Genomic DNA, 25,264 nt, shown 5'->3' with positions numbered 1-25,264 from the left:
GCACGGTTCTGCCTAAGACGACTGGTCATTGGCTCACGAAAGCGGATAGGGGAACTGGCATGACCCAGAGTGTCATGCCATTCTCCAAGGACTGCCGCAGCGTAGAGCCGCTGCGGCGCCTTGGGCGCTGTTCCTGCGAGCAGCACGGAAAAAACAACAACAACACCGTCTAAGAGGCAATTTGTATGCGCAAACCAGAACTCGCCGCAGCCATTGCGGAAAAGGCTGACTTGACTCGGGAGCAAGCCAACCGCGTCCTCAATGCCGTGCTCGACGAAATCACCGGTGCGCTGAACCGCAAGGACAGTGTCACCCTGGTCGGCTTCGGTACCTTCGTGCAACGCCACCGTGGCGCGCGCACCGGCAAGAATCCTCAAACGGGCGAGCCCGTAAAGATCAAGGCCAGTAATACTGTGGCGTTCAAACCCGGCAAGTCCCTCAAGGACGCCGTGAACTGACAGGCCGGCAGCGTCTGCACTGGGCGCGCCGGCTAGTGCAGACGATTGCTTGAATTTGTCCGAAAGACCGGCTGTGATATGGCGGGCCTGCCGCTACAATCGCGCGCCTTATCTTTTGTCATTGAGACTGTTTCGATGAAATTCCGCTTTCTTCTCTGGATGTTGGGTCGCCTGATGAGCAAGGCCAGCCGCACTAATCCTGACTTCCAGAAGCAATTGGCCGACAAGGAGCTGGTTTTCCAGTTGCACACCCTGGACGGGAAGGTCGCCCGCCACTTCATCGTCAAGGATCAACGCGTGGTCAGCAAGCGCGGTCCGGCCCAGCAATCGGCCTTTGCCCTTGGCTTCAAGGACGCCACCTACGGATATGCCACCATGACCGCCAAGAACAAGCAGCTGGCGTTTATGCAGGGCATCCAGAACAAAGACATCCAGATTCAAGGTAACCCGGCGCTGGTGATGTGGTTCCAGGGTCTGACCAAGTACCTGATGCCGAAGAAAAAAAGCGCGTCCCCAAAAGCGGCCTGAACACGCCGAAATGAAAAACGCCACGCGATCTCTGGGCCGCGTGGCGTTTTTGCGTCGACACCGAATCCGGTAGGGGCAGTCAGCGCGCCTGGGAGATGTTGTTGGCCAGCTCTCGCAGCGCCGCTTCGGCTTTCAATACCTTGTCCAGGGCGTGTTCAACCTGGCTTTTCTCCAGTCCCAGGCGCTGCAAGAGGCCATCGGGAATCGGCTGTGGCGGACTTGAGCCGATTCCGCGTCCACGCAGCAGGTTGATCGCCAGATATACCAGGTTTGGGTAGGCGCAATGCGGGCCGGCATAGTCCGGGTCATGCTGGAAGCGTAGCGCCGTCACGATTTCATCCGGCATGGCCCAGTCGCGCATCATCCAGCTGCCGATCTGCTCGCGGGTAATACCCAGCAGGTGTTGTTCGATATGGCCATGGGCCAAGTGCGGGTTGGCTTCCTGATGCTGGCAAATCATCGCGAAGTGCGGTGGGAAAATATGCGCCAGCAGCAGATAACCGAAGTTGTGCAGCAGGCCGCTGAGATAGGCCAGTCCGGTTTCGGGGCGTTGTGGGAGGGGCATCAGGCGGGTCAGACCTTCGATCAGCGCCGCGGTGTAAATGGCTTGCTGCCAATAAGGCGTGCGCTGTTGCTTCGGGTCGCTGAGCTGATTCAGATGACGGCCAAGCGCCAAGGACAGTGCCAGGTTGATCACCAGATCGAAACCGAGCACACGGATGATTGCGTCCTCTACCGAGCGAACCTTCTGCCCCGGCCCGGCATACAGAGGCGAGGCGGCCCAGCGGATAACCTGGGCGGCCAGAGCCGGATCCGTTTCCACCACGCTGGTGATGTCGTCGATGTTCGCTTCTGGGTCGGCCCGCAATTTGATGATGCGCTGAGCAGTCTGCGCCAGCGGCGGAATTTCCATGGTCTCGCCCAGACGCTGCTGGATGCGTCGAGCGGTGAAATTCTGCACGGCCTGGTCGATTTCCGTACCGTCGTCGGTCGGGCGGGTCAGGTTGAGGCGGATATTGCTCAACGGCTGGCCAAACAGGCCTGGCTTGGCCTTGCCGAGTAATAGCTGGAAATGCTCGCGGGAAATATCGAGCAGTAGATTGGGGACACCGGCTTCGATGAGCAGTACCGGTTGTTCAAGCAGCCGTTCATCGTACAAGCAAGGCGAACTGGTGATCGCCGGCAACGCCGGCAGGCTGCTCAGGCCGTGTCGGGTGAGCATGCGGCTCAAGCGATCCGGCTTGATGATGCTCAACGGGCGGCCGCTGACCTCGTTCAGGCGTTTCAGATCGAGCAATTGGTTGCGCGGGTAAAGAACCAGGACGGCACCGGCGCTATCTTCGAGCAGAACCGCCTGGACACGTTGGGCTGCCGGTTGACCGGGCTCCTCAATGCGCGTGCGCACGGGAACGGCCAGTTTTCGCAACAGCTGCTGAATGATAAGGGGAGGAGTCAACACGTGCTCTTGAGGCGAAAAACATTCACTCATGAAACGGGTCCGCGGTAGTGCCAGGGTTTCAACTATATCGGCCGCAAGGCGCGATTCAGTAGGGTTCAGGATGCTTAAACCTGGCCATAATGCTGTCCATGGCGCAGCCATCGCTCCAATAGTGGACTGACATGCTGAGGCCAATGGGCCAGCAGCGCTTGGGCCGCATCGCGTACGGCGGGAAGGAGGTCGGCGTCGCGCAATAAATCGGCGACCTTGAACTGCAAGAGGCCGGTTTGCCGGGTGCCCAGCATTTCGCCCGGGCCGCGCAGTTCCAGGTCCTTTTCGGCGATGACGAAGCCGTCGCTGGTTTCGCGCATGATGGCCAGCCGTTCGCGACCCAGCTGCGATAACGGCGCGTGGTAGAGCAGGACGCAGTGGCTGGCTGCGCTGCCACGGCCGACCCGGCCGCGAAGTTGGTGCAGCTGTGCTAGACCCAGGCGCTCGGGATTCTCGATGATCATCAGGCTGGCATTGGGTACGTCGACGCCGACTTCAATCACTGTCGTGGCAACCAGTAACTCCAGTTCGCCACGTTTGAACGCGTCCATTACTGCCGCTTTTTCGGCCGGCTTCATGCGTCCGTGTACCAATCCGACACGCAGCTCGCCCAAGGCCGAGGTGAGCTCCTCAAAACTGGTCTCGGCCGCCTGGCAGGTGAGTTCCTCGGATTCCTCGATCAGTGTGCACACCCAATAGGCCTGACGGCCTTCCTGGCAGGCGGCGCGTACTCGTTCGATGACTTCGATGCGGCGGCTGTCGGCGATCACCAGGGTATTCACCGGCGTGCGCCCCGGTGGCAGCTCGTCGAGAATCGAGGTGTCCAGGTCGGCGTAGGCGCTCATGGCCAGGGTGCGCGGGATCGGCGTGGCAGTCATGATCAGCTGGTGCGGGCAGAGCCGGCCATCGACACCCTTCTGGCGCAGCGCCAGACGCTGTTGCACGCCGAAGCGGTGTTGCTCGTCAATGATCGCCAGGGCCAGACGCTGGAAACGCACCTCTTCCTGAAATAGCGCGTGGGTGCCGACGATCATGGGTGCACCGCTGGCGATACGCTCCAAGGCACTGGCGCGTGCCTTGCCTTTAAGCTTCCCGGCCAGCCAGGCGACCTCAATGCCGAGCGGCTCCAGCCAGCGGCTGAAGTTGATGAAGTGCTGCTCGGCGAGAATCTCGGTGGGCGCCATCAGCGCCACCTGAAAGCCCGCTTCCAGCGCTTGCAGGGCGGCCAGCGCGGCGACCACGGTCTTGCCGGCGCCGACATCACCCTGCACCAGGCGCAGCATGGGCTCATGCTGGCTGAGGTCATAGGCGATCTCGGCACCAACGCGTTGCTGCGCGCCAGTGGGCGCGAAGCCAAGGTTCTGTAAAAACAGCTGCGGCAAGCGCTGAGCGATTGGCAAGGCGGGTGCGGCCTGAGCGCGCACTTGCTCGCGCAGGCGCTGCAGGGACAACTGGTGAGTGAGCAATTCTTCGAAGGCCAGGCGGCGCTGAGCCCAGTGCTGGCCCTCGGCGAGCTCGTCCAGGTCGGCATCCGGTGGCGGGCGATGCAAGTAGCGGATCGCCTCGTCCAGTGCGCCGAGGCGGAAATCGCGGGCAAGCTCGAGGGGCAGCCAGTCTGGCAAGCTGTGGGGCCCTAAACGCGCGAGGGCCTGTTCGCTAAGCGTACGCAGGCGTTGCTGGGTCAGGCCTTCAGTACTGGGATAAATGGGCGTCAGGGTCTGTTCGACCGGCGCGGGCTCAGCCCCGCTCAGAGCGCGGTACTCGGGGTGATAAATTTCCAGGCCGGTGGCGCCGGGACGTACTTCGCCGTAACAGCGCAACGCAGTGCCACGCTTCATGCCGTCTTTTTGCGCTTGGCTGAAATGAAAAAAACGCAGGGACAAGCCACCGCTGCCATCATGCAGGCGCACCAACAGGCTGCGTCGTCGACCCATGACCACGTCGACACCGGCGACTACGCCTTCGATCACGGCATCCTGACCAGGACGCAAGGCCCCGATGGGCGTGATGCGGGTGCGGTCCTGGTAGCGCAGTGGCAGATGGAAGAGCACGTCCTGGAGCGTTTCCAGGCCAACCTTGGCGAGCTTCTCAGCCAGTGCGGCGCCCACCCCTTTCAGGGTGGTTACCGGCACCTGGGACAGTTCGCTCATGCCGGTTCGGTGACGGCCGGACTGGGCGAACGGCTGACGGAGCAGAGACGAATCGAGTCCATCACCACTTCAATGGCCTTGGGCCGCGGAAAGCTGGCCCGCCAGGCGATGGCGACCGTGCGGTAGGGGACCGGGGGCGTCATGGGGCGGATATCGATCACGCCCTCTGCATAGTGATGACTGTTGACGGCCGACAATGGCAGGACGGAGACACCCAACCCCGAGGCGACCATATGGCGGATGGTTTCCAGCGAACTGGATTCGACCGTGGTGTGACTGGCGGCTTCGCCCCGGCGCGTGGTCGGGCAGGCCTCGAGCACCTGGTCCCGGAAGCAATGACCTTCACCGAGTAACAGCAGGCTTTTGTCGTTGAGCATGGAGGCGTCGATGGTGTCTTTCGCAGACCAGGGGTGGCCACTGGGCATCAGCACATAGAACGGCTCGTCGTACAGCGAGCGAGTCAGGACATCTGCTTCCTGGAACGGCAGGGCAATGATGATCGCGTCCAGTTCGCCGGTACGCAGCTTGTCGCGCAGGACGTGGGTGAAATTTTCCTCGATATACAGCGGCATGTCCGGTGCCACGCGATGCAGTTGAGGGATCAGGTGCGGGAACAGATACGGGCCGACGGTGTAGATGGCGCCCAGCTTGAGCGGTGCGGCCAGCTGGTTCTTGCCGGCCTGGGCCAGCTCGCGAATGCCCTGGGCCTGTTCGAGTACTTTCTGCGCCTGGGCCACGATACCTTCGCCGACAGGCGTGACGCGCACCGCGCTTTTGCTGCGTTCAAAGATCAAGACGCCCAGTTCGTCTTCAAGCTTCTTGACGCCGACAGAGAGCGTCGGCTGGCTGACGTGGCAGCGCTCTGCGGCGCGGCCAAAATGCTGTTCTTGAGCGAGGGTAACGATATAGCGCAGTTCAGTAAGGGTCATAGCGAATATCCATTGCAATGACCCCAAGCATAGCCGCTGTCTTGTTTGGAACCAACCGCCGGCGGGCCCTCGAAACGCAGCTGCAGACGTGTAGCGGTCAATGTCATGGCCCGGCAGACTCGGACGGATGGCAAGCCTAAAGGTGAAAACGCTCGAATTGCGGCTACTCAGCCACGCTCCAGCGAGTACACGAACGGCGCGACCACTTCCAGGCTGCCATTTTTCAACAGTTCTGGCGGGGGCGCAGGCAGGGGCTGGGCGCGGCGGATCATGTGCAGGGTGGCGCGATCCAGCGAGGGGCTGCCGGAGCGGCCGACCAGTTGGTGGTCGATGACCTTGCCACGAGCGTCGATCACAAAGCGCACCTTGACCACGCCTTCTTGGCCGCGGCGCCGGGCGTCGTTGGGGTAACGCTTGTAGCGGTTCAGGTGACCGAGTAGGCGGCTCTCCCAGCTTGGTTGTCCCTGTGTGGCCTGGGTGTTGGCTGACAGCTGCGACGATGATTCGGGTGCACGGGCCTGTTGGCTCGGCTTGGCCGGCGGCGTTTCCACCGGCGGTGTCGAGCTGGGTTCGGGTTCGGGCTCGCGTGGCAACGGCTTGGGCTCGGGCGGCTTGGGCTTGGGCGGTTTCGGCTTGGGCTTGGGCTTGGGCGGTGGTGGCAGGGCGATTTCCGGCTCGGGCGCCTCGGCCAGTTTGGGCAATTCAGGCTCAGGCTCAGGTTCCGGCTCGGGTTCTTGCGGGCGCGGCGGTGGTGTCGGGCTGGGCGCTTCGGGAATCGGCGCCAGCTCCAGCATCATCGCTGGGGGCGGCAAATCGGCCAAGGGCGCAGCCTGGGGCTGCCAGTACAGCGACCAAAGGGCCAGGCCAACATGGATGCCGAGTACCAGCAGCAGGCTGAGGCCCCAGCGGGTCAGTTTGCGCGCGCTGCTGCTCATTGCTGGCCGACCGTCTCCAGGCCGACCAAGCCGATCTTCAGGTAGCCGGCGGCGCGCAGGCCATCCATGACTTCCATAAGGTTGCCGTAATCCAGCGCGTTGTCGCCGCGTAGAAAAATGGTGGTGTCCTTTTTGCCCTGGGTGGCGCCATCCAGCGCCGTACCCAGTTGCTCCAGGCTGATCTCGTCATTGCCGAGGAACAGGCTGTGGTCTTCCTTGATGCTCAGGTAGACCGGTTTGTCCGGGCGCGGCGTGGGTTTGGCTGCGGCGGCCGGCAGGTCGAGCTTGACGTCCACGGTCGCCAGGGGGGCGGCGACCATGAAGATGATCAGCAGCACCAGCATCACGTCGATGAAGGGCGTTACGTTGATTTCACTGGCTTCGGCGAGATCGTCGTTTCCTTCCTTCAGGTGCATGCCCATGGGTTAGCCCACCTTGACCACGTGAGGCTGCGGGCTGCGCTCGCCGAACGATTGATGGTCCTGGTCACGGCTGACCAGCAGCAAGACCTGCGCTGCGGCGTCGCCGACCTGGGCCTTGTAGGCTGCAATCGAGCGGGCGAAGACGTTGTAGATGATCACTGCCGGAATGGCCGCGACCAGGCCCAGGGCGGTGGCCAGCAGCGCTTCGGCGATACCGGGAGCCACCACGGCGAGGTTGGTGGTCTGGGTCTTGGCGATACCGATGAAGCTGTTCATGATCCCCCACACGGTGCCGAACAGGCCGATGAACGGCGAGGTCGATCCGATGGTGGCGAGCACGCCGGTACCCTGGCTCATTTCCCGGCCGCTGGCAGCCACTAGGCGGTCCAGGCGGAAACCGACGCGCTCCTTGATACCTTCCCTGTCGGCGTGCTTGCCGGACAGGTTCAGCTCGTCCTGGGCATCCTCGATCAGCACGCGAGTGAAGCTGTGTGCTTCATGGGGTTGCTCGGCGGCCTGCTTGAGGCTGCGAGCTTTCTTCATCTCCAGCGCTTCGCGGCGCAGCAGGCGTTTGGCGCGCATCAGCTCAAGGCCTTTGGCGATGCCGATGGTCCAGGTGAGGATCGAAGCCAGGATCAAGCCGATCATGACGGCTTTGACGACGATGTCGGCGCCTTGATACATGCCCCAGGGCGACAGGTCATGGGCCAGGCCGTGGGAAACGTCCGCCGGCGGTTGGGGTACTGGAGCCAGGGCCTCTGGCGCGCCTTCTTGTGCCTCAGCCGTGCTGTCGGCTGGCAGCACGGCCGAGTCGGCGGCTTCTGAAATCGGCGCAGTGGCTGAAAGCGCTGCGCTATCGTGTGCGTTCGGGGCGGGCACGGCTGCGTCGGCGAACACCTGGGTGGGCAGGATCAGCAGGCTGAAGACAGCAGCCAGCAAAACGCTCGAATGGCGTGGGGAATGAACCCGGGGGTGGGCGCGAAAGAGCAACGATTTCATGCGGGCCGGACCTACGCGTGAGAGCAAGACAGTTCAGCGCGAGACGCTGAAGCGGAATGGCCGGCATTATTGCAATTAATTCTCGTTCGTCAAAGGGCTAAATCGATTAGCGGCGGCGTGAAGTGGCCTGCTATTACTCGCAATGGCCTAATGCTGCGAGCACTTTTAATGGAGAAGATCATGCCTAATGCCCCTGCTTTACTGATTGCCGGCTGCGGCGACATTGGTTCCCGGGTCGGCCTGCGCCTGGCCACGCAGGGCTGGCGCGTACAGGGTTTGCGGCGTCATGTCGCAGGCTTGCCGTCGGCTATCCAGCCCCTTTATGCCGATCTGGCCTCGCCACACTGCCCAGAGGACTGGCCGAAGACAGCGCCGGATTATGTGTTGTACGCCGTGGCTGCCCAGCAACGGGATGAGGCGGGCTATCGCGCCGCCTATGTCGAGGGGCTGCGTAATCTGTTGGGTTGGCTGGATGCGCGTGGTCAGCGACCGCGTCGTCTGCTGTTTGTCTCCAGCACCGCCGTTTACGCCCAGCAGGCGGGTGAGTGGGTGGATGAACACTCGCCGTGCGAGCCGAGCGGCTTCAACGGGCAGGTCATGCTCGAGGCCGAGCGTCTGGCGCTCGGCAGCGGCGTGCCGGCCAGCGTCGTGCGTCTGGCAGGGCTGTATGGCCCGCACAGTCGCATGCTGCTGGATCAAGTGCGTGCCGGGCTGCAGGTACAGAGTGAGCCGCCCCTGTTTGCCAATCGCATCCATCGCGACGATGCCGCCGGCTTGCTGGCGTATTTGCTGCAGGCCGATGCGCAAGGCAGGGTGCTGGACGACTGCTATCTGGGCGTGGACGACGAACCGGCGGCCTTGCATGAGGTGGTGGCCTGGCTGCGTGAGCAGCTGGGTATAGGAAATTGGGCTGAGCAGGCCCTGGGGCGTCGCGCCGGCAGCAAGCGGTGCAGCAATGCACGGGCTCGCGCGCTGGGCTGGCGGCCTGAGTATCCCAGCTACCGGGAAGGCTATGCCGCGTTACTGACGCATGGCCAATGATTGCAGAAGGAAGGCTGTGAAGCGTAAAGGCCCGCTCCAACGATTGACCGTTGGAGCGGGCCTTTACCATGGGCTGCGCTGAATATCAGCCCGAGACGCGGTAATCACCCGCAGGCAGAAGCCTGCTGGCAAAGGGCGTGCTTATTCGACGACCAGGATGGCGTCCATTTCCACCAGCGAACCCTTGGGCAGGCTGTTGATGCCGATGGCGGCGCGGGCCGGATAGGGCTGCTGGAAGTAACGGCCCATGATCTCGTTGAGCTGGCCGAAGTTGGCCAGATCGGTCAGGTAGATGTTCAGCTTGACCACGTCGGCCAGGGAACCGCCGGCGGCTTCGGCAACCGACTTGAGGTTTTCGAAGACCTGCACGGTCTGTGCTTCAAAGCCCTCGACCAGTTCCATGGTCTGCGGGTCTAGCGGAATCTGCCCGGACATGTAGACGGTGTTGCCCGCCTTGATGGCTTGGGAATAAGTGCCGATGGCGGCGGGAGCCTTGTCGGAGGTGATGACGGTCTTGCTCATGGAAAACTCCTTGATGAAGGCAGCTTCAAGCGGCGAGCTTCAAGCTGCAAGTAAGGCGGGTATCGCTGCAGACTGTACGTGGCGTGGCTGAACAGCGGCTGCTACGGGTAGCTTGCAGCCCGAAGCTTGCCGCTGCTTTCAGGCCCTGACCCGCGTAATGCGCGTCACGCCCATCAGAATGCGCAGTTTCTTGATGACCCGCGCCAGGTGTACACGGTCACGCACGCTGACCACCATCTGTACCACGCTGAGGCGGCCGTCGCGTTCGTCCATGCTGATTTTTTCGATGTTGCCATCAGCGGCGTTGACGCTGCCGGCAAGCAGGGCGATGAGTCCGCGCTGGTGTTCCAGTTCAACGCGCAGTTCGACATTGAATTCGCCGCTAACGTCCTTGGCCCAGGTCAGCGGGATGCATTTTTCCGGGTTGGTGCGAATCTCGGCGATGTTTTTGCACCCATCGAGGTGCACCACCATGCCCTTGCCGGCCGACAGGTGCCCCACAATCGGGTCGCCGGGAATCGGCGTGCAGCACTTGGCGAAGCTGAGCACCAGGCCTTCGGTGCCGCGAATAGCCAGCGGACCTTCGGCGGCGCTGGGCAGCTGCTCGTTGCTGTCGCCGGTGAGTAGGCGACGCGCCACGACGTAGGCCATGCGATTGCCCAAACCGATCTCTTCGAGCAAATCCTCGACGACTTCAAGCTGATACGCGTCGAGCAGCACCTGGAAGCGTTCCGGGGCAATATGCTCCAGATCGCTGTCAAAGCCGGCCAGCGCCTTGTTGAGCAGACGTTCGCCGAGGCTTATCGACTCGGAGCGACGCTGCTGCTTGAGGGCGTGGCGGATATGGGTACGCGCCTTGCCGCTGACCACGAAGTTCAGCCAGGCGGGATTCGGCCGGGTGCCGGGTGCGGTGACGATTTCCACAGTTTCGCCGCTTTCCAGCGGTTGCGACAGCGGGGCCAGGCGGCGGTTGATGCGGCAGGCGATGCAGCTATTGCCGACATCGGTGTGCACCGCATAGGCAAAGTCGACCGCGGTGGAGCCTTTGGGCAGCTCCATGATGCGGCCCTTGGGCGTGAAGACATAGACCTCGTCGGGAAACAGGTCGATCTTCACGCTCTCGATGAACTCCAGCGAGTTGCCGGCGCGCTGCTGCAGTTCGAGCACACCCTTGAGCCAGCGTCGGGCACGGGCATGGTTGCCCTTGGGCTGCTCATCATCACTGGATTTGTACAGCCAGTGCGCAGCAATACCGTTGTTGGCCAGCTCTTCCATTTCGCGGGTGCGAATCTGGATTTCGATGGGCACGCCATGCATGCCGAACAGTGTGGTGTGCAGCGATTGGTAGCCGTTGGCCTTGGGAATCGCGATGTAGTCTTTGAAACGCCCGGGTAACGGTTTGTACAGACTGTGCACGGCACCCAGCACGCGGTAGCAGGTATCGACCTTGTCGACCACGATGCGGAACGCATAGACGTCCATGATTTCGTGGAACGCCTTGCGCTTGCCGCGCATCTTCTTGTAGATGCTGAACAGGTGCTTCTCGCGGCCACTGACCTCGCCGCCCAGGCCTTCACGCTCCAGACAATGGGTCAGCGATGCTTCGATCTTGTTGACGATTTCCTTGCGATTGCCCCGCGCGCCGCGCACTGCCGCACGGATGCGTTCGCAGCGCATCGGGTACATGGCGCGAAAGCCGAGGTCTTCGAACTCGACGCGAATGTTGTGCATGCCCAGGCGATTGGCGATGGGCGCGTAGATTTCCAGGGTTTCCTTGGCAATACGCCGGCTCTTCTCGTGCGGCATGGCATCGAGGGTGCGCATGTTGTGCAGGCGGTCGGCGAGCTTGACCAGGATCACGCGAATGTCGCGGGCCATGGCCATGGCCATTTTCTGGAAGTTTTCCGCTTGCGCCTCGGCCTTGGTCTCGAAGTTCATCTGGGTCAGTTTGCTGACCCCGTCGACCAGTTCGGCGACGGTTTCGCCAAATTGCACTGTGAGCGCTTCCTTGGCGATGCCGGTGTCCTCGATCACGTCGTGCAGCATGGCGGCCATCAGGCTCTGATGGTCCATGTGCATTTCCGCGAGGATATTGGCCACCGCCAGGGGATGGGTGACGTAGGCTTCGCCACTGCGCCGGCGCTGCCCGTCATGGGCCTGCTCGGCGTAGAAATAGGCGCGGCGGACCAGGTTGACCTGGTCCGGGCCCAGATAGGTCGACAACCTGTCGGCGAGGATTTCAATACCGGGCATGAGATTACCTCCTGCTGCCGGTGAGGATCCCGGTTACCGAGAGACGTCGACCAGGCATGATTTTACAGAGCCTCGTTGTTCGCCTCGTCCTCGAAGGCAGCGAACAGCGGCTCGTCTTCAACGATTTCTTCCTGGGCGATTACGTCGTAATCGATCAGGCCACTGGCGATTTCACGCAGGGCGACAACGGTGGGCTTGTCATTTTCCCAGGCGACCTTCGGCTCCTTGCCGCCGGTGGCCAACTGACGGGAACGCTTGGTGGCGAGCATGACCAGCTCGAAGCGGTTATCAACGTTGTCCAGGCAGTCTTCAACGGTAACGCGGGCCATGGTGTTCCTCTGCGAATAGCGAATGGGGCGGCTGCCCAAGGGGGCGAGCGGACTGGCAAGTCTAGAAAATCACCAGCATTAAGGGAAGCTTTAAAAGCAACGGCTCACGATAAGCGACACGCTGCAGGCCCGCTAAACGCGGGCGCTCATGGATTCGGCGAGCGAGTCAGAGCGGCGGTAAACGCCATCCACCCTCCGCGATTATTAGTACAGCCTTTACGCCAGCAGTTCGCTCAGCAACTGCTGGTGGCGTTGTTGCTGGGCATCCTGGCGCAACTGGTTGGCGCGGAAGATCGCCTTGAGATCGTCCAGAGCATGGGCGAAGTCGTCGTTGATCACCAGGTAGTCATACTCGACGTAATGGCTCATTTCACTGACCGCCTCGCGCATGCGGTCGTCGATGACCTCGTCGCTGTCCTGGCCGCGGTTGGTCAGGCGCTGGCGCAGGGCCTGCTGGGTCGGTGGCAGGATGAAGATCGAGCGCGCCTGGGGCATCAGCCGGCGCACCTGTTGTGCGCCTTGCCAATCAATTTCCAGGATCAGGTCGTAGCCCTCTGCGAGGGCCTGCTCCAGCCAGCGCTGCGAGGTGCCGTACAGGTTGCCGAAGACCTCGGCGTGTTCGAGGAATTCGCCGCCTTCCAGCATCGCCTGGAACTGTTCGCGGACCACGAAGTGGTAGTTGACGCCGTCTACCTCACCGGGGCGAATGTTGCGGGTGGTGTGTGACACCGATACGCGCACCTGCGGCATGCTATCGATCAGCGCCTTGACCAGGCTGGTTTTGCCGGCCCCAGAGGGGGCAGAGACAATGTACAGGGTGCCGTTAGCGGGGTTCATGGAAATCTTGCTCACTCGATGTTCTGCACTTGTTCGCGCATTTGTTCAATCAGCACCTTGAGATTGACCGCCGCCTGGGTACTGCGCGGGTCAAAGGCCTTGGAGCCGAGGGTATTGGCTTCGCGGTTGAGTTCCTGCATGAGGAAATCCAGTCGCCGACCGGCGGCGCCGCCGGCCTTGAGCACGCGGCGTACTTCACCAACATGAGTGCTCAGGCGATCGAGCTCCTCAGCGACATCACTTTTCTGGGCCAGCAGCACCAATTCCTGTTCCAGGCGCTGCGGGTCGACTTCGCCCTGCAGCTCGGCGAAGCGGTCGAGAATTTTCTGGCGCTGCAGGGCGAGCATAAGCGGCACTTGCTGGCGCAGCGTGGCGACCTCTTCGAGAATGCTGTCCAGGCGCTCGTTGAGCAGTTTGCTCAGCTCCGCCCCTTCACGCTCGCGGCCTTGGCGTAGCTCGTCCAGCGCCTCGCGAAATAGCTGGGTGGCAGCGGCGTTGAGGGCTTGGGGGTCGGCGGCATCGGCGACCAGCACGCCTGGCCACGCCAGCACTTCCAGCGGATTGAGCGGCGCTGGTTGCTTAATCAGAGCGGCCACGCTTTCCGCGGCATTGATCAACTGGGCGGCGCGCTCACGATCAATCTGCAGCGGCTTGCCGGTGGTGTCCTCCACCAGGCGCAGCGTGCATTCCACCTTTCCGCGCGACAGGCCTTGGCGCAGCGCATCACGGACGGCGCCTTCGAGGTCGCGAAAGGATTCCGGCAGGCGCAGGTGCGGCTCTAGATAACGGTGATTGACCGAACGCAGTTCCCAGATCAAGGTGCCGCGGGGGCCGGTGCGCTCGCTACGGGCGAAGGCGGTCATGCTGTGCACCATGGGATAAACCTCTGGGATATGGGTAACGAAAGACCCGAGATTGTAAGGGAAAAAACACCTTTAAGCTGTAGGCTTCCCGCCTTCGACGCCACGCGGACGCCTCGTATGGCGTGCCGTCCGGCTCAATCCACGGGTTGCCTTGAGCGGGCAACTGCCTATATGGCCGACCAACCCCCTATAATGTCGGCTGAAATTTCTCTCCAGCAGGAAGTCCCAATGAAGCGACCCAGTGGCCGCGCCGCCGAACAGCTGCGTCAGATCCGCATTACCCGCAACTACACCAAGCATGCCGAAGGCTCGGTACTGGTCGAGTTCGGCGATACCAAGGTGATCTGCACCGTGAGTGTCGAGTCCGGCGTGCCGCGCTTTCTCAAAGGGCAGGGACAGGGCTGGCTGACCGCCGAATACGGCATGCTGCCGCGTGCCACCGGCGAACGCACTCAGCGCGAGGCCAGCCGCGGCAAGCAAGGCGGCCGCACCCTGGAAATCCAGCGTTTGATCGGTCGCTCGCTGCGCGCCGCGCTGGACATGAGCAAGCTGGGCGAGAACACCCTGTACGTCGACTGCGACGTGATCCAGGCGGATGGCGGCACCCGCACCGCGTCGATCACCGGCGCCATGGTTGCGCTGATCGATGCACTGAAAGTCCTCAAGAAGCGCGGCGCCTTGAAAAATGGCGATCCGATCAAGCAGATGATTGCGGCGGTCTCGGTGGGCATCTACCAGGGCGAGCCGGTGCTGGACCTTGATTACCTCGAAGACTCCGCGGCGGAAACCGACCTCAATGTGGTCATGACCGACGCTGGCGGTTTCATTGAAGTACAAGGCACTGCTGAAGGCGCTCCGTTCCAGCCGGAAGAGCTCAATGCCATGCTGGCCCTGGCCCGCAGCGGCCTTGATGAACTATTCGCCTTGCAGCGCGCCGCGCTGGCCGACTGAAGGAACCCCAGCGATGAACGATCAACCCCTGGTTCCGCAGCCCAGTGTCGAGGCTCGTCGCTGGGCCATGCTCTGTCACTACGCCGCCTTCGCCTGGTTCATCGTGCCGATGATCGGCAATGTGCTGGGGCCGCTGATCGTCTGGCAGCTGAAGAAGGACCTGGATCCGTTCGTTGACCAACAGGGCAAGGAAGCGCTGAACTTCCAGATTACGGTCAGCGTTGCATTGATGGTTTGCGGGCTGCTGGCCTGGATACTGATCGGCTTTCCGCTGATGGTACTGGTCAGCGTGGTTGCCCTGGTGCTGGTGATCATTGCCGGCATCAAGGCCAACGACGGGGTGGCCTATCGGTACCCCTTCTGTTGGCGGTTGGTGAAATAAAAAAAGCCCTGCAGATGCAGGGCTTTTTTATGGCGCGGTGCTCAGTTGCATTCCAAGGGCATGCCGCACGGGGCGAAACCGCAAAAGGCGTCGACACGGCCAACATCGCCCTCGACCGGCTCCTGAGTGCGCAAGGCGTTCACCGGGCCGTCCTGCAGGTTGGTGTGAGTGTCGATAACCAGCGCAGCGCTAATCGCCAGGAGCAGCGCCAGCAGCAGGAGGCGCGCAGGGCTACGGGGTTGAGTGGTACTCATCTCAGTTCTCCAGGCCAAACCAGCGGCGGGCGCGTACGCCGAGCAAGCTGCCGATGAAGGCCAGGGCAAACCAGACCCAACCGTGCAGGCTGCCGGAGGCGATGCCGCTAAACAGCGCGCCGACGTTGCAACCAAAGGCCAGACGTGCGCCATAGCCCATCAGCAGCCCACCGATGATGGCGGCCAGAGCCGAACCGAGCGGAATGCGTGTTACTGGGGCGAAACGCCCGGCCAGGCCGGCAGCAAACAGCGCACCGAGAATCAGGCCGAAGTTGGTCACCGAGGTGGTTTCGGCCAGGATCGGCCCTTCCAGGGCGGCGGCCGGCATCGACCAGGTCCAGTATTCCCAGCTGCTGACGTCCAGGCCGACCAGTCCGGCGAGCTTGGCGCCCCATAGGTTGAAGGCGAAGGTCACCGACCACGGCTGTCCCGACAGCAGCAGGTTGGCCACGCTGAGCAGCGCTAGAGCTAGCGAAGCCCAGGCCAGCGGCCAATAGCCGCGCCATAGGCGCTGTCCGTTGCTCAGCTCAGGGACACCGGCGGGCGCGCGAAAAATCGAGGCCACTTGCTGCCGCTTGCGTTGCTCCCAGCGGCGCGCCAGGAAGAACACGCCGCCAAGAGCGGCCAGCTGCAGGACGATAACCGGCAGCGAGCCCCAGTCGGTGGCGGGCTGGATCACACCGATATGCCACTGCTGCGACCACCAGGACAGGTGGGCCGTGCCAAGCAGCGCGCCGGCGATGAAGAACGCCAGGGTAATCAGCATGCGCACGCTGCCGCCACCCAGCTGCATGCCGACACCGAACATCAAGGAGCCGACCATCAGCGAGAGGCTGATGGGCCCAACGGCGCCCGTCAGCGGCTGGCCGAACGCCGAGCCGGCTTGCAGCAGCGGAATGAGCACCACGCAGGTCAGGCCGATCCCCAGCATTTGCGCGCGGATGCTGGCGGTGCGGCCATCGGTGATGGCTGCGCGCCAACCGCCGGCGAAGCTGAAGCTGGCGTGGTACATGACGTAGCCGAAACCGGCGCCGACCAGAGCGAGCAGGCCCTGGCGCATATCAATGGTGTAAAAACAGGCCAGCGCAAGCGTGACAATACCCACGGCCGCCACCAGGGCGACCGGGGTATCGATACGCTTGTCTGCCGCGACCGCTGGGGTCTGGGAGACAAGAATGCTCATGGATCAGCCTTTGAACGGACCGTAGCCGGGGTTGACCCATCCTTCCCATTTGCCTTCAAACGCATCCACGCGTTCGACACCCAGCAGCTTCAGCACGGTATAGGCTTGGGCGAGTTGCAGGCCGCCGCGGGCAAAGATCACCACGTGCTTGTCAGCGGTGACGCCTTGCTTGGCGAACAGCTCGCGCAGTTCGGCCGAGCTCTTCAGCGTGCGGTCGGCGTTCAGGGTGTCGTTCCAATACACATTGACTGAGTCCGGGATACGCCCGACCACGTAGTCATCCGCAGGGCGAACATCCACCACCACGGCACCGGCCTTCTGTGCGGCGCGCACGGCGGCTTCATCCAGGAATTTCGGGCCCAGGGAATTGGCCTGGTTCAGGGCGTCGCCCGCAAAGCTGAAGTTGGCCAGCTGCAGGGTTTGCGGCGTGTCGGCGCGGCTCCAGTCATCCCAGCTCTTGTCATAGAACTTGACGTTGTTGAAGCCCAGATCCTTGAGAAACAGGTAGGAGCTGGAGGCAAAGGCGCCGCTGCCGCAGTAGGAGACCACCGCCTTGTCAGGGGTGATGCCCTTGGCGGCCAGTTCATTGAGCACGTCCTGGCGGTTGCGCACCTCAGAGGTCTTCTTGTTCAGGAAGTCAGTAACCGGAATAGCTTTGGCGCTGGGGATCACGCCGTCTTCCGACGCCGCCAGAAAGCGACCGTCGAGGATGACAGTGTCCATGGCGCCGATGTGCTGGGCGACGAAGTCCCGCTCCACACGGTTTTCGCGCTTCCGAATGAGTTTGAAATCGCTCGGCGTGACGCGGGTGGGCTGGGTGGTCAGCTTGCCTTTCCACTGGCTCAGGCCGCCGTCAAGAACGTGCAACTTGTCGAAGCCGGCATATTCCAGCACGACGTAGGTGCGTCCGGCCATGGAGGTGGCGCCATAGATCAACAGGGTGTCGTCATAGCTGATGCCTGCTTGGCGCAGAGCCCTCTCGATTTGTGCGTCGTCGGCGTATTCGTTGCGGATGCCATCGCGTTCGGAAACGTTCAATGCCTGCCAGGGCAGATGAATCGCACCGGCAACATGCCCCTTGGCGTATTCGGCCTCGCTGCGGATGTCGAGAATCTTGACCCCAGCCTGCTGGCTTAGGGTCCGAAATTCGGCTTGGGAAACGATCAGGCCAGGGGCGGCTGAGGCCAGGCTGGGCACGGTGCCGGCCAAGGCCAGAACGGTAAGACTGCTGGCTAGCAGGTGACGCAAAGAGGGGCTATTCATGAGACTGCTCAACTTCGTGAAAGCGCAGAGCGCAAGGGAAATCAAGCAACGATTCTAGGCAAGGAGATATATTCTTCAAAAGAATGTTTAGTGATTTTAATATTCTAAATTTGCATATGAGGATTATTGAGGAAAAAGCCGCAACAAACGCTAAGTAACTGAGCAGCAAGAAAAAACCGCAGCAGGGCTGCGGTTTTGATACCAGGGCGGGCGCGGCTCAGACACTCAGCAGCCAGTCGTAATCGACTGTCAGCGGTGCGTGTTGAGAGAAGCGCGGCTGGCGAGGCAGTTTGGCACTGCGCACGCAGCGGCGCATGCCAGGGGTCAGCAGTTGGTAATCGAAGCGCCAGCCCAGGTTGAGGGTTTCGGCTTGTTCACTGTTGGGCCACCAGCTGTACTGGTCGCCTTCGCGGCTGACCTCGCGCAACGCATCGACATAGCCCATGGTGCCCAATACTTCGTCCATCCAGGCCCGCTCGGGTGCCAGGAAGCCTGGTAGCTGCTGGCAGTCGCGCCAGTTCTTCACGTCGATTTTCTGGTGGGCGACGTGCAGGGAACCGCAATAGATGTATTCGCGACGCTTGCGACGTTGCTTGTCCAGGTAGCGGGCAAAGTCCTCCATGAACTTGAATTTCTGGTTCAGGTTTTCATCGCCATCCTGGCCGGATGGCAGGAGCAGGCTGGCAATACTCACCTTGTCGAAATCGGCCTGCAGATAACGTCCGTAGCGATCGGCTGTTTCAAAGCCGAGTCCGCTGATGACGGCCTTGGGCTGCTGGCGGGAATAAATCGCCACGCCGCCCTGGCTGGGCACTTCGGCCTCGCACGCGTACAGGAAATAACCATCCAGCTGAAACGCCGGGTCATCCAGTTCGAAAGTGGAAGCGCGCGTGTCTTGCAGGCAGATCACGTCGGCATTCTGGGCTTGCAGCCAGCTGAGAAGACCTCGCTCGGCTGCTGCCTGAATGCCATTCACGTTCACATTGATGATCCGCATAAATGGCCCCAAAAAAGTCGGGTGGGCGTGATCAGATCGATCATCTGCGCCCGAGGAACCGCAAGGATAGGCGGTTCAAATTCACAGAAAGCCAGCATTGTGAGCTGGCCGGCAATATTGACGGCGAATCTTATCATTCCGAGCTGCTATAACGCAGCGTTACGTTAAGTTTCTGCCTATCGAGGCGATGCCTAAAAGCTCTTGGTCGTTAATAGAGGCATCCTTCAAACGTACCCACTCGTGGTGCTGTCACCTCGAATGCGTGGGGCCGGACGGGCGTGTATCATGCGAGCCGTTTGCAACCGGCTCAATTCAGGTTTTTACCATGCAGGCTTACCAGCGCGATTTCATCCGTTTTGCCATCGAACGCGGCGTGCTGCGTTTTGGTGAATTCACCCTCAAGTCCGGTCGGACCAGCCCGTATTTCTTCAATGCCGGGCTGTTCAACAGCGGCGGCGCACTGGCCAAGCTGGGACAGTTTTATGCGGCGGCGATCCAGGACAGCGGTATCGATTTCGATGTGCTGTTCGGCCCGGCCTACAAGGGTATCCCGCTGGCGGCGACCACTGCGGTGGCACTGGCCGAACAGCATGATCGTGACCTGCCCTGGTGTTTCAACCGCAAGGAAGCCAAGGATCACGGCGAAGGCGGCACCCTGGTGGGTGCGCCGCTGGCGGGCCGTGTGCTGATCGTCGATGACGTGATCACCGCCGGCACGGCGATTCGTGAAGTCATGCAGATCATCCAGGCTCAGGGTGCGCAGGCTGCCGGTGTGCTGATTGCGTTGAACCGCCAGGAGCGCGGCCAAGGTGAATTGTCGGCAATCCAGGAAGTGGAACGCGATTTCGCCATGCCGGTGATCAGCATTGTGTCGTTGGCCCAGGTGTTGGAATACCTCGCTGAAGACGCTGAACTCAAACGCTACTTGCCAGCGGTCGAAGCCTACCGCGTACAGTACGGCGTCTGATTCTGGTTCAAGGGAGTAAGAGGCATGGCTCGACAGGGACGGTTTCGCAAGGTGCTGATAGTGATGTCGCTGCTGGCCTGGCCGGCAGCGGCCAGTGAGCTGTACCGTTACACCAACGACCAAGGCGTGTTGGTGCTCGACCGCCATGGCGTGCCGGCGCAATTTATCGGTAAAGGGTACGAAGTACTCAACAGCCAGGGCCGAGTGATCCGGGTGGTTCCGCCGGCTTTGAGTGCGGAGCAGTACCAGCGTCTGCAGGATGAGAAGGCGCAGGCCGAAGCGGATACCAAGCTGCTGCGTCTGTATGCCGGGGTGGCTGATGTCGATCGCGCCAGGCAGCGCAAACTGGCTGAACTGGATGGGCTGATCCGCATTGCCCAGGGCAATCAGCAGGCCGCGCGCAACCAGCAAAACGCATTGCAAGCCCAGGCCGCCGGACAAGAGCGCGCCGGTCGACCTGTCCCCGAGACCCTGCTCACGCAGATTGCCGAGCTGGAGCGTGAGCACCAGCGCTTGCACAAGGACATCGAGCGCTACCAGCGTGCCCAGCGTGACGCCGAAAAAACGTTTGCCGATGATCGCGCACGCATTGCCGCCCTGCTTGGCGAAGGCTGAGCCGCTTTTTCCGACCAGCGGATGAGTGGCCGGTCGCGCTGCGAAGGGGGCCGGCGGCGGTGCCACGCTCGGCCCCGGCCGAGGGCGAAGTCCTTCTATCCCGCCATTCTGCGTCTATTCGCGCCGCGCCAAGCGCTTGAGGTTGGCGTGGCTTAGCAAGCTATGTGTTGCGAATCAATAGGTTGATGGTAGGGGGGTGCTGGCAAAAGTCTGCCTGTACCTTGCGCCCCTTCTTTTTTGGGGCATGCCGTGCAGATGAGCGAGAAGCAACAGAATTACCAGACGCTCCATAAACCCCAGGCGCAGTTTGCCACCCGCAAGGACTACCTCGACCACGAGCTGGAGATCATGGCCCCGCGCCGGTGGGGGATGAACCTGCCGTTTCGCGACTACCGCTTCGAGTATGAGGACTGGGTACCGGCCTTGGCCGCCACCATCGGCAAGATCGTCATGGTGGCGGCTGTGGTCGCCGCGTTTGCCGCGCCGCTAGGCTTGTCCAATGATTTTGTCATCGACAATGTGCGCTACGAGATGCTCATTGCGGCGTTGCTGTTCGTGGTGCTGTTTTCCGGCTTTCTGATCCCTACGGCCAACCTGGCCGGCACCCACGGTCCGCTGATTCCATTGATCCCGCTGATCGTCGTCTCCGGTGGGCACCCCATGGCGCTGGGCATCATGGTCGGCGTGCTGGGGCTGGCGCTCGGCGTGTTGCGTGGCGGCAGCTTGCTTGCGCGACTGACCAGCGACGGGGTCTGTGGCGGCCTGCTGCTCTACCTGGGCTTCATCGGCACGGTATCGCAGATCAAGACGTTGTTCACCTGGGCTACCAGTTTCGATATGGGCTACCTAGCCTTCGTCGTGGTGTTGGCCACCATCGTGCTGTATGCCTACCTGGAGCATCTGCGAGCACGCTGGTTGGCAATCCCGTTGGGCTGCGCGTTGGCCGCGCTGATTGCCTTCGCGTTGGGCGCGCCATTTGAATTCACCACCGAGCCGGGCATTCCTAACCTCAATCCAGCCTACTGGTGGGGCGCCGATACGGGTTGGCAGCTCGGACTGCCGGAGCTGCATCACTTCATCGCGGTGGCGCCATTCGCCGTGCTGACGGTGGCCATGTGGCCGCCGGACTTTCTCGGCCATCGCATTTTTCAGCAGCTCAATTACCCCCATAAGGCGCAGAAAGTGTTGATGAACATCGACGACACCATGTGCGTGGCGGCGGCGCGTCAGGTGGTGGGTACGGCCCTGGGTGGCGGTAACCTGGCGTCGTCCTGGGGCACTTACATGGTGCCGGCAGCCATCGCCCGGCGACCGATCCCGGCCGGCGCGATCCTCACCGGCCTGCTTTGTGTGATCGCGGCACTCTGGGGTTACCCGATGGACCTCGCAGTCTGGCCGCCGGTGCTCAGCGTGGCGCTGCTGGTCGGTGTATTCCTGCCGCTGCTGGAGGCCGGCATGCAGATGACGCGCGAAGGCAAGACCTCGCAGTCCGCTGCCATCGTGATCTTTTCTTCGGCGCTGGTGAACCCGGTGTTCGGCTGGTCGCTGACCATGATGCTGGACAATCTCGGCCTGATTGGCGACCGCGAGCGGGGTATCGGTATGAGCCGACTGCAGCGCTGGGTCATTCCGATCGTGATGTTTGGGGTGCTGTGTGCGGTGATGGCGGCGATCGGCATGTTCCCCGGCGTGCCGGCGCTGATGGAAAGCTTCCGCAGTCTGGACTGAGCATGAAAAAGGGGAGCCGCGGCTCCCCTTTTTCTTCTGGACGTTTAGGCGCCGCTGTTATTGGTGATCAGCGTGCCAACACCGGTGTCGGTGAAGATCTCCAGCAGCACCGCATTGGGTACCCGACCGTCGATGATGTGCGCGCTGTTGACGCCACCCTGCACCGCTTCCAGGGCGCAGCGGATCTTCGGCAGCATGCCGCCGTAGATGGTGCCGTCGGCGATCAGCGCATCCACCTGCTCGGTGGACAGGCCGGTGAGCACGTTACCCTGCTTGTCCATCAGGCCGGCGATGTTGGTCAGCAGCATCAGCTTCTCGGCCTTGAGCGCCTCGGCGACTTTGCCAGCCACCAGGTCGGCGTTGATGTTGTAGGACTCGCCGTCCTTGCCCACGCCAATTGGCGCAATCACCGGGATGAAGTTGCCGTTCACCAGGCGGGTGAGCAGGTCGGTGTTGATGTGGACCACTTCGCCGACCTGGCCGATGTCGATGATCTCCGGCTGGGTCATTTCCGGCGTCTGGCGAGTGACCTTCAGCTTGCGGGCGCGGATCAGGTTGGCGTCTTTGCCGGTCAGCCCGAGGGCCTGGCCGCCGTGGCGGTTGATCAGGTTGACGATGTCTTTGTTGACCTGGCCGCCGAGGACCATTTCCACCACGTCCATGGTCTGGCTGTCGGTGACGCGCATGCCGTCAATGAAGTGGCTTTCGATGGACAGGCGCTTGAGCAGGTCGCCGATCTGCGGGCCGCCGCCGTGCACCACCACCGGGTTGATACCCACCGCTTTCATCAGCACGATGTCGCGGGCGAAGCCGGTCTTCAGCTCCTCGCTCTCCATGGCGTTGCCGCCGTACTTGATCACCAAGGTCTTGCCGACGAAGCGGCGAATGTAAGGCAGCGCTTCGGACAGTACCTGGGCGACTTGGGTAGCGTCATCACGACTGAGGGTCATGCGGAACTCCGGTGCAACGATTCGGGGGGTTGTAAAGGCGACCGCACCACGCAAGGCGAGGTGCGGTTGTGCAAATTATCGGCTGTAAGACTAAGGATCTGCGGGAAAAGTCAGCTGCTCGGCAATATTTTCCTGCGCACCCTAGAACGGCAGCGCCAGCTTGGGCACCACCTTGTGCAGCTGCTCGCGGAACACCGCCTGGATGCGTGCCAGCTCCCCGGCGGTTTCTGCCTCGAAGCGCAGCACCAGTACCGGGGTGGTGTTGGAGGCGCGTACCAGGCCCCAACCGTGTGGATAATCGATGCGCAAGCCATCCAGCGTGGTGAGTTGCGCATCGCCCCACTGTGCATCGCGTTGCAGTGCGGCGATGATCTTGAACTTGCTGTCCTCGGTGACCGGAATGTTGATCTCCGGGGTGGACACGTCGTCCGGGAAGGCGGCGAACAGCGGTTCGGCGGCTTGTTGTTCCAGGCTGAGGATTTCCAGCAGGCGCGCGGCGGCATAAATGCCGTCGTCGAAGCCAAACCAGCGTTCCTTGAAGAAGATGTGCCCGCTCATCTCGCCGGCCAGCAGCGCGCCGGTTTCCTTCATCTTTTTCTTCATCAGCGAGTGGCCGGTCTTCCACATCACCGGTCGCCCGCCGTGGGCGCTGACCAGGGCGGCCAGGCGGCGGGTGCACTTGACGTCGTAGATCACATCGGCGCCGGGGTTGCGCGAAACCACGTCCTTGGCGAACAGCATCAGCAGGCGATCGGGGTAGACGATGGTGCCGGTGTTGGTCACCACGCCGACCCGGTCGGCATCGCCGTCGAACGCCAGGCCCAGGTCGGCTTTCTCGGCTTTCACCCGAGCGATCAGATCCTTGAGGTTGTCCGGCTTGCCCGGGTCGGGATGATGGTTGGGGAAATGCCCATCCACCTCGCAATACAGCGGAATCACCGTGCATCCCAGGGCTTCGATCAGCTGCGGTGCAATCACGCCACCGACGCCGTTGCCGCAGTCGACCACCACTTTCAGGGGTTTGGCCAGGGCGATGTCGTCGCGGATCTGGGCGAAATAGCGCGGCAGGATATCGATCTGCTCGACACTGCCCAGACCCTGAGCCAGGTCCTGGGTATCGATGCGGGTTTTCAGCGCCAGGATCTGTTCATTGGCCAGGGTGTCGCCGGCAATGACGATCTTGAAGCCGTTGTAATCCGGCGGGTTGTGGCTACCGGTGAGCATGACTCCGGACGTGGCCGGCAGTACATGGGTGGCGAAGTAAAGCACCGGTGTGGGCACCATGCCCAGGTCAGTGACCTGACAGCCGCAATCGACCAGGCCCTGGATCAGTGGTTGCACCAGCAACGGACCGGACAGGCGCCCGTCGCGGCCGACGGCTACGCACGGCTCGCCCTTGGCCAGGCTGGCCGAGCCGATGGCGCGACCGATCCAGTAGGCGCTGTCGGCGGTCAGGCTGTCGCCAACCACGCCGCGGATGTCATAAGCGCGAAAAATGCTCGCCGGCAAGGCCGGTACGCTCGGGGCCGATTGGGATGCGACAGGCGGATCGATATCGTGAAGGTCCAGGTCAAGTATTTCCGTGGGCTGGAACAACGGGTCGACCAGCTGGTTATTAGCCTCCGCTTTCGGCGCAACTGCTGCAGGCTTGGTCGGTGCCGCCTGGTGCGGCAGGCGGGCGAGCTGTTGCGCCAGTTGGCTGAGCGCGGCCAGGTACAGGCGAGGCGCCTGGATATTCTTGCCCTCGATGAGGGCTTGCAGCATCTGGCCCAGCTGCCGCACATCGTGATGCAGGCGGTGCTGTTGTTGCTTGCGCAGCCAGTGCAGGCTCAGTAGCAGCCCGGCCACAGCGAGCAAGGCGGCGAAGCCTAGCCAGTGGAAGGCCGGCAGGCTGGCCAGGGTGCCGCTGGGGCTGAAGCTCAGTTGCCAGTGCGGATTGCCGCTAGTCAGGGTAACAGGAACGTGCGAAGCCTCCTGGCCGCCGCGTTGGGCGAGCAGCTGCACCGGGGCATTGCCGAATTGCTGGGTCAGGCGCAGCTGGCCGACGTCGGCGGGAAGCACGGGGAGAGTGCGCAGCAGACGTTGCAGATCAGTGACCAGCAACAGGCTGCCCAATACCTGCTCGCCTTCACCCACAGCCACAGCGCTGTAGAGCAACCAGCGTTCGCCAACCTGATAGGCCTCCGGCGAGGGTTTGAGGCCGTTTTCGGCGCGTCGTT

Annotated in this window: 25 protein-coding genes; 8 read left to right on the top strand and 17 right to left on the bottom strand. The window is 62.2% G+C overall.

Going from position 1 to position 25,264, the window contains the following annotated elements; translation table 11 throughout:
* Positions 1-185 precede the first annotated feature (185 nt).
* Together ACTV8E_RS08295 and ACTV8E_RS08290 are read left to right on the top strand one after the other, a co-directional pair.
* Positions 186-458 carry an HU family DNA-binding protein gene (locus ACTV8E_RS08295; protein WP_251834405.1) on the top strand — a complete coding sequence of 91 codons (273 nt, stop codon included), beginning with the start codon at positions 186-188 and terminating at the stop codon, positions 456-458.
* A gap of 135 nt (positions 459-593) precedes the next feature.
* Positions 594-986 (top strand): helicase, encoded by a 393-nt coding sequence (locus ACTV8E_RS08290; RefSeq protein ID WP_273538990.1) that lies wholly within the window; start codon positions 594-596, stop codon positions 984-986.
* Between the two features lie 79 nt (positions 987-1,065).
* Here the strand turns inward: ACTV8E_RS08290 and ACTV8E_RS08285 are convergent, their stop codons facing one another.
* The 6 genes from ACTV8E_RS08285 to exbB form a co-directional block, all read right to left on the bottom strand.
* Positions 1,066-2,442 (bottom strand): HDOD domain-containing protein, encoded by a 1,377-nt coding sequence (locus tag ACTV8E_RS08285; RefSeq protein WP_251834406.1) that lies wholly within the window; start codon positions 2,440-2,442, stop codon positions 1,066-1,068.
* Between the two features lie 107 nt (positions 2,443-2,549).
* Complete coding sequence (gene recG, locus ACTV8E_RS08280; RefSeq protein WP_443199156.1) at positions 2,550-4,625, bottom strand: ATP-dependent DNA helicase RecG; 2,076 nt, start codon at positions 4,623-4,625, stop codon at positions 2,550-2,552.
* Positions 4,622-5,554 carry a hydrogen peroxide-inducible genes activator gene (locus tag ACTV8E_RS08275; RefSeq protein ID WP_251834408.1) on the bottom strand — a complete coding sequence of 311 codons (933 nt, stop codon included), beginning with the start codon at positions 5,552-5,554 and terminating at the stop codon, positions 4,622-4,624. The genes recG and ACTV8E_RS08275 overlap by 4 nt, the downstream gene beginning before the upstream one ends.
* A gap of 167 nt (positions 5,555-5,721) precedes the next feature.
* Complete coding sequence (locus ACTV8E_RS08270; protein WP_443199155.1) at positions 5,722-6,489, bottom strand: energy transducer TonB; 768 nt, start codon at positions 6,487-6,489, stop codon at positions 5,722-5,724.
* Entirely contained in the window at positions 6,486-6,911 is a 426-nt protein-coding gene (exbD, locus tag ACTV8E_RS08265; RefSeq protein WP_251834410.1) for a TonB system transport protein ExbD, read from the bottom strand. Before exbD ends, ACTV8E_RS08270 begins: the two co-directional genes overlap by 4 nt.
* A 3-nt stretch (positions 6,912-6,914) precedes the next feature.
* Positions 6,915-7,910: a tonB-system energizer ExbB gene (exbB, locus tag ACTV8E_RS08260; protein WP_443199154.1), complete on the bottom strand. Its 996-nt coding sequence runs from the start codon at positions 7,908-7,910 to the stop codon at positions 6,915-6,917.
* A gap of 180 nt (positions 7,911-8,090) precedes the next feature.
* Here exbB and ACTV8E_RS08255 point away from each other — a divergent pair, with 180 nt between their 5' ends.
* The gene (locus ACTV8E_RS08255) at positions 8,091-8,951 is read left to right on the top strand and encodes an NAD-dependent epimerase/dehydratase family protein (RefSeq protein ID WP_443199153.1); all 861 of its coding nucleotides are present in this window, start codon (positions 8,091-8,093) and stop codon (positions 8,949-8,951) included.
* Between the two features lie 141 nt (positions 8,952-9,092).
* Here the strand turns inward: ACTV8E_RS08255 and ACTV8E_RS08250 are convergent, their stop codons facing one another.
* The 5 genes from ACTV8E_RS08250 to ACTV8E_RS08230 form a co-directional block, all read right to left on the bottom strand.
* Complete coding sequence (locus tag ACTV8E_RS08250) at positions 9,093-9,473, bottom strand: RidA family protein (RefSeq protein WP_251834413.1); 381 nt, start codon at positions 9,471-9,473, stop codon at positions 9,093-9,095.
* Positions 9,474-9,611: 138 nt separating this feature from the next.
* The gene (gene spoT / locus ACTV8E_RS08245; RefSeq protein WP_251834414.1) at positions 9,612-11,726 is read right to left on the bottom strand and encodes a bifunctional GTP diphosphokinase/guanosine-3',5'-bis pyrophosphate 3'-pyrophosphohydrolase; all 2,115 of its coding nucleotides are present in this window, start codon (positions 11,724-11,726) and stop codon (positions 9,612-9,614) included.
* Positions 11,727-11,788: 62 nt separating this feature from the next.
* Positions 11,789-12,055: a DNA-directed RNA polymerase subunit omega gene (gene rpoZ, locus ACTV8E_RS08240; RefSeq protein ID WP_251834415.1), complete on the bottom strand. Its 267-nt coding sequence runs from the start codon at positions 12,053-12,055 to the stop codon at positions 11,789-11,791.
* A gap of 216 nt (positions 12,056-12,271) precedes the next feature.
* On the bottom strand, positions 12,272-12,892 hold the full coding sequence (gene gmk, locus ACTV8E_RS08235) for a guanylate kinase (RefSeq protein ID WP_443199185.1): 621 nt from the start codon (positions 12,890-12,892) through the stop codon (positions 12,272-12,274).
* A gap of 11 nt (positions 12,893-12,903) precedes the next feature.
* Positions 12,904-13,767: a YicC/YloC family endoribonuclease gene (locus tag ACTV8E_RS08230; protein WP_443199152.1), complete on the bottom strand. Its 864-nt coding sequence runs from the start codon at positions 13,765-13,767 to the stop codon at positions 12,904-12,906.
* Between the two features lie 216 nt (positions 13,768-13,983).
* Between ACTV8E_RS08230 and rph the strand changes: the two genes are divergently transcribed.
* Both rph and ACTV8E_RS08220 read left to right on the top strand, forming a co-directional pair.
* Positions 13,984-14,706, top strand: coding sequence for a ribonuclease PH (gene rph, locus ACTV8E_RS08225; protein WP_251834418.1), 723 nt, complete (start codon positions 13,984-13,986; stop codon positions 14,704-14,706).
* A 13-nt stretch (positions 14,707-14,719) separates the two neighbouring features.
* Positions 14,720-15,088, top strand: a complete 369-nt coding sequence (locus ACTV8E_RS08220) for a DUF4870 domain-containing protein (RefSeq protein WP_251834419.1) — start codon at positions 14,720-14,722, stop codon at positions 15,086-15,088.
* Between the two features lie 41 nt (positions 15,089-15,129).
* On the opposite strand, the gene ACTV8E_RS08215 is transcribed toward ACTV8E_RS08220, so the two are convergent.
* The 4 genes from ACTV8E_RS08215 to ACTV8E_RS08200 all read right to left on the bottom strand — a co-directional run bounded on the left by ACTV8E_RS08215 (position 15,130) and on the right by ACTV8E_RS08200 (position 18,785).
* Positions 15,130-15,342 (bottom strand): hypothetical protein, encoded by a 213-nt coding sequence (locus tag ACTV8E_RS08215; protein ID WP_443199151.1) that lies wholly within the window; start codon positions 15,340-15,342, stop codon positions 15,130-15,132.
* Position 15,343: 1 nt separating this feature from the next.
* On the bottom strand, positions 15,344-16,525 hold the full coding sequence (locus ACTV8E_RS08210; RefSeq protein ID WP_443199150.1) for a YeeE/YedE family protein: 1,182 nt from the start codon (positions 16,523-16,525) through the stop codon (positions 15,344-15,346).
* 3 nt (positions 16,526-16,528) lie between these two features.
* Positions 16,529-17,788, bottom strand: a complete 1,260-nt coding sequence (locus ACTV8E_RS08205) for a rhodanese-like domain-containing protein (protein ID WP_443199149.1) — start codon at positions 17,786-17,788, stop codon at positions 16,529-16,531.
* Positions 17,789-18,005: 217 nt separating this feature from the next.
* A complete protein-coding gene (locus ACTV8E_RS08200; protein ID WP_251834423.1) occupies positions 18,006-18,785 on the bottom strand; it encodes an exodeoxyribonuclease III in 780 nt (259 codons plus the stop codon).
* A gap of 325 nt (positions 18,786-19,110) precedes the next feature.
* Here ACTV8E_RS08200 and pyrE point away from each other — a divergent pair, with 325 nt between their 5' ends.
* From pyrE to ACTV8E_RS08185, 3 genes are all read left to right on the top strand, one after another.
* Entirely contained in the window at positions 19,111-19,752 is a 642-nt protein-coding gene (gene pyrE / locus ACTV8E_RS08195) for an orotate phosphoribosyltransferase (protein WP_273538981.1), read from the top strand.
* 24 nt (positions 19,753-19,776) lie between these two features.
* The gene (locus tag ACTV8E_RS08190) at positions 19,777-20,367 is read left to right on the top strand and encodes a DUF4124 domain-containing protein (protein WP_443199148.1); all 591 of its coding nucleotides are present in this window, start codon (positions 19,777-19,779) and stop codon (positions 20,365-20,367) included.
* 255 nt (positions 20,368-20,622) lie between these two features.
* Positions 20,623-22,095: a DUF3360 family protein gene (locus ACTV8E_RS08185; protein ID WP_443199147.1), complete on the top strand. Its 1,473-nt coding sequence runs from the start codon at positions 20,623-20,625 to the stop codon at positions 22,093-22,095.
* A gap of 44 nt (positions 22,096-22,139) precedes the next feature.
* On the opposite strand, the gene argB is transcribed toward ACTV8E_RS08185, so the two are convergent.
* A complete protein-coding gene (argB, locus tag ACTV8E_RS08180; RefSeq protein ID WP_251834427.1) occupies positions 22,140-23,045 on the bottom strand; it encodes an acetylglutamate kinase in 906 nt (301 codons plus the stop codon).
* 141 nt (positions 23,046-23,186) lie between these two features.
* The gene (gene algC, locus ACTV8E_RS08175) at positions 23,187-24,599 is read right to left on the bottom strand and encodes a phosphomannomutase/phosphoglucomutase (protein ID WP_443199184.1); all 1,413 of its coding nucleotides are present in this window, start codon (positions 24,597-24,599) and stop codon (positions 23,187-23,189) included.
* Between the last annotated feature and the right edge of the window lie 665 nt (positions 24,600-25,264).

Origin of the sequence: Pseudomonas sp. B392_1p, from assembly GCF_052245235.1 — a bacterium.
GTDB classification, from domain to species: Bacteria; Pseudomonadota; Gammaproteobacteria; order Pseudomonadales; family Pseudomonadaceae; genus Serpens; species Serpens gallinarum.
Note: the sequence above shows the minus strand (reverse complement) of the source record. Positions and strands in the feature narration are given on the sequence as shown.

What these genes read in the sequence shown, in the direction of transcription:
- ACTV8E_RS08190 (WP_443199148.1), top strand. Translation starts at nt 19,777, where the DNA reads ATGGCTCGACAGGGACGGTTTCGCAAGGTGCTGATAGTGATGTCGCTG.
- ACTV8E_RS08215 (WP_443199151.1), bottom strand. Translation starts at nt 15,342, where the DNA reads ATGAGTACCACTCAACCCCGTAGCCCTGCGCGCCTCCTGCTGCTGGCG.
- ACTV8E_RS08220 (WP_251834419.1), top strand. Translation starts at nt 14,720, where the DNA reads ATGAACGATCAACCCCTGGTTCCGCAGCCCAGTGTCGAGGCTCGTCGC.
- rph (WP_251834418.1), top strand. Translation starts at nt 13,984, where the DNA reads ATGAAGCGACCCAGTGGCCGCGCCGCCGAACAGCTGCGTCAGATCCGC.
- ACTV8E_RS08295 (WP_251834405.1), top strand. Translation starts at nt 186, where the DNA reads ATGCGCAAACCAGAACTCGCCGCAGCCATTGCGGAAAAGGCTGACTTG.
- argB (WP_251834427.1), bottom strand. Translation starts at nt 23,045, where the DNA reads ATGACCCTCAGTCGTGATGACGCTACCCAAGTCGCCCAGGTACTGTCC.
- recG (WP_443199156.1), bottom strand. Translation starts at nt 4,625, where the DNA reads ATGAGCGAACTGTCCCAGGTGCCGGTAACCACCCTGAAAGGGGTGGGC.
- exbB (WP_443199154.1), bottom strand. Translation starts at nt 7,910, where the DNA reads ATGAAATCGTTGCTCTTTCGCGCCCACCCCCGGGTTCATTCCCCACGC.
- pyrE (WP_273538981.1), top strand. Translation starts at nt 19,111, where the DNA reads ATGCAGGCTTACCAGCGCGATTTCATCCGTTTTGCCATCGAACGCGGC.
- exbD (WP_251834410.1), bottom strand. Translation starts at nt 6,911, where the DNA reads ATGGGCATGCACCTGAAGGAAGGAAACGACGATCTCGCCGAAGCCAGT.
- spoT (WP_251834414.1), bottom strand. Translation starts at nt 11,726, where the DNA reads ATGCCCGGTATTGAAATCCTCGCCGACAGGTTGTCGACCTATCTGGGC.
- ACTV8E_RS08230 (WP_443199152.1), bottom strand. Translation starts at nt 13,767, where the DNA reads ATGGTGCACAGCATGACCGCCTTCGCCCGTAGCGAGCGCACCGGCCCC.
- ACTV8E_RS08275 (WP_251834408.1), bottom strand. Translation starts at nt 5,554, where the DNA reads ATGACCCTTACTGAACTGCGCTATATCGTTACCCTCGCTCAAGAACAG.
- ACTV8E_RS08210 (WP_443199150.1), bottom strand. Translation starts at nt 16,525, where the DNA reads ATGAGCATTCTTGTCTCCCAGACCCCAGCGGTCGCGGCAGACAAGCGT.
- ACTV8E_RS08205 (WP_443199149.1), bottom strand. Translation starts at nt 17,788, where the DNA reads ATGAATAGCCCCTCTTTGCGTCACCTGCTAGCCAGCAGTCTTACCGTT.
- ACTV8E_RS08185 (WP_443199147.1), top strand. Translation starts at nt 20,623, where the DNA reads ATGAGCGAGAAGCAACAGAATTACCAGACGCTCCATAAACCCCAGGCG.
- ACTV8E_RS08200 (WP_251834423.1), bottom strand. Translation starts at nt 18,785, where the DNA reads ATGCGGATCATCAATGTGAACGTGAATGGCATTCAGGCAGCAGCCGAG.
- ACTV8E_RS08250 (WP_251834413.1), bottom strand. Translation starts at nt 9,473, where the DNA reads ATGAGCAAGACCGTCATCACCTCCGACAAGGCTCCCGCCGCCATCGGC.
- ACTV8E_RS08255 (WP_443199153.1), top strand. Translation starts at nt 8,091, where the DNA reads ATGCCTAATGCCCCTGCTTTACTGATTGCCGGCTGCGGCGACATTGGT.
- ACTV8E_RS08290 (WP_273538990.1), top strand. Translation starts at nt 594, where the DNA reads ATGAAATTCCGCTTTCTTCTCTGGATGTTGGGTCGCCTGATGAGCAAG.
- gmk (WP_443199185.1), bottom strand. Translation starts at nt 12,892, where the DNA reads ATGAACCCCGCTAACGGCACCCTGTACATTGTCTCTGCCCCCTCTGGG.
- ACTV8E_RS08270 (WP_443199155.1), bottom strand. Translation starts at nt 6,489, where the DNA reads ATGAGCAGCAGCGCGCGCAAACTGACCCGCTGGGGCCTCAGCCTGCTG.
- rpoZ (WP_251834415.1), bottom strand. Translation starts at nt 12,055, where the DNA reads ATGGCCCGCGTTACCGTTGAAGACTGCCTGGACAACGTTGATAACCGC.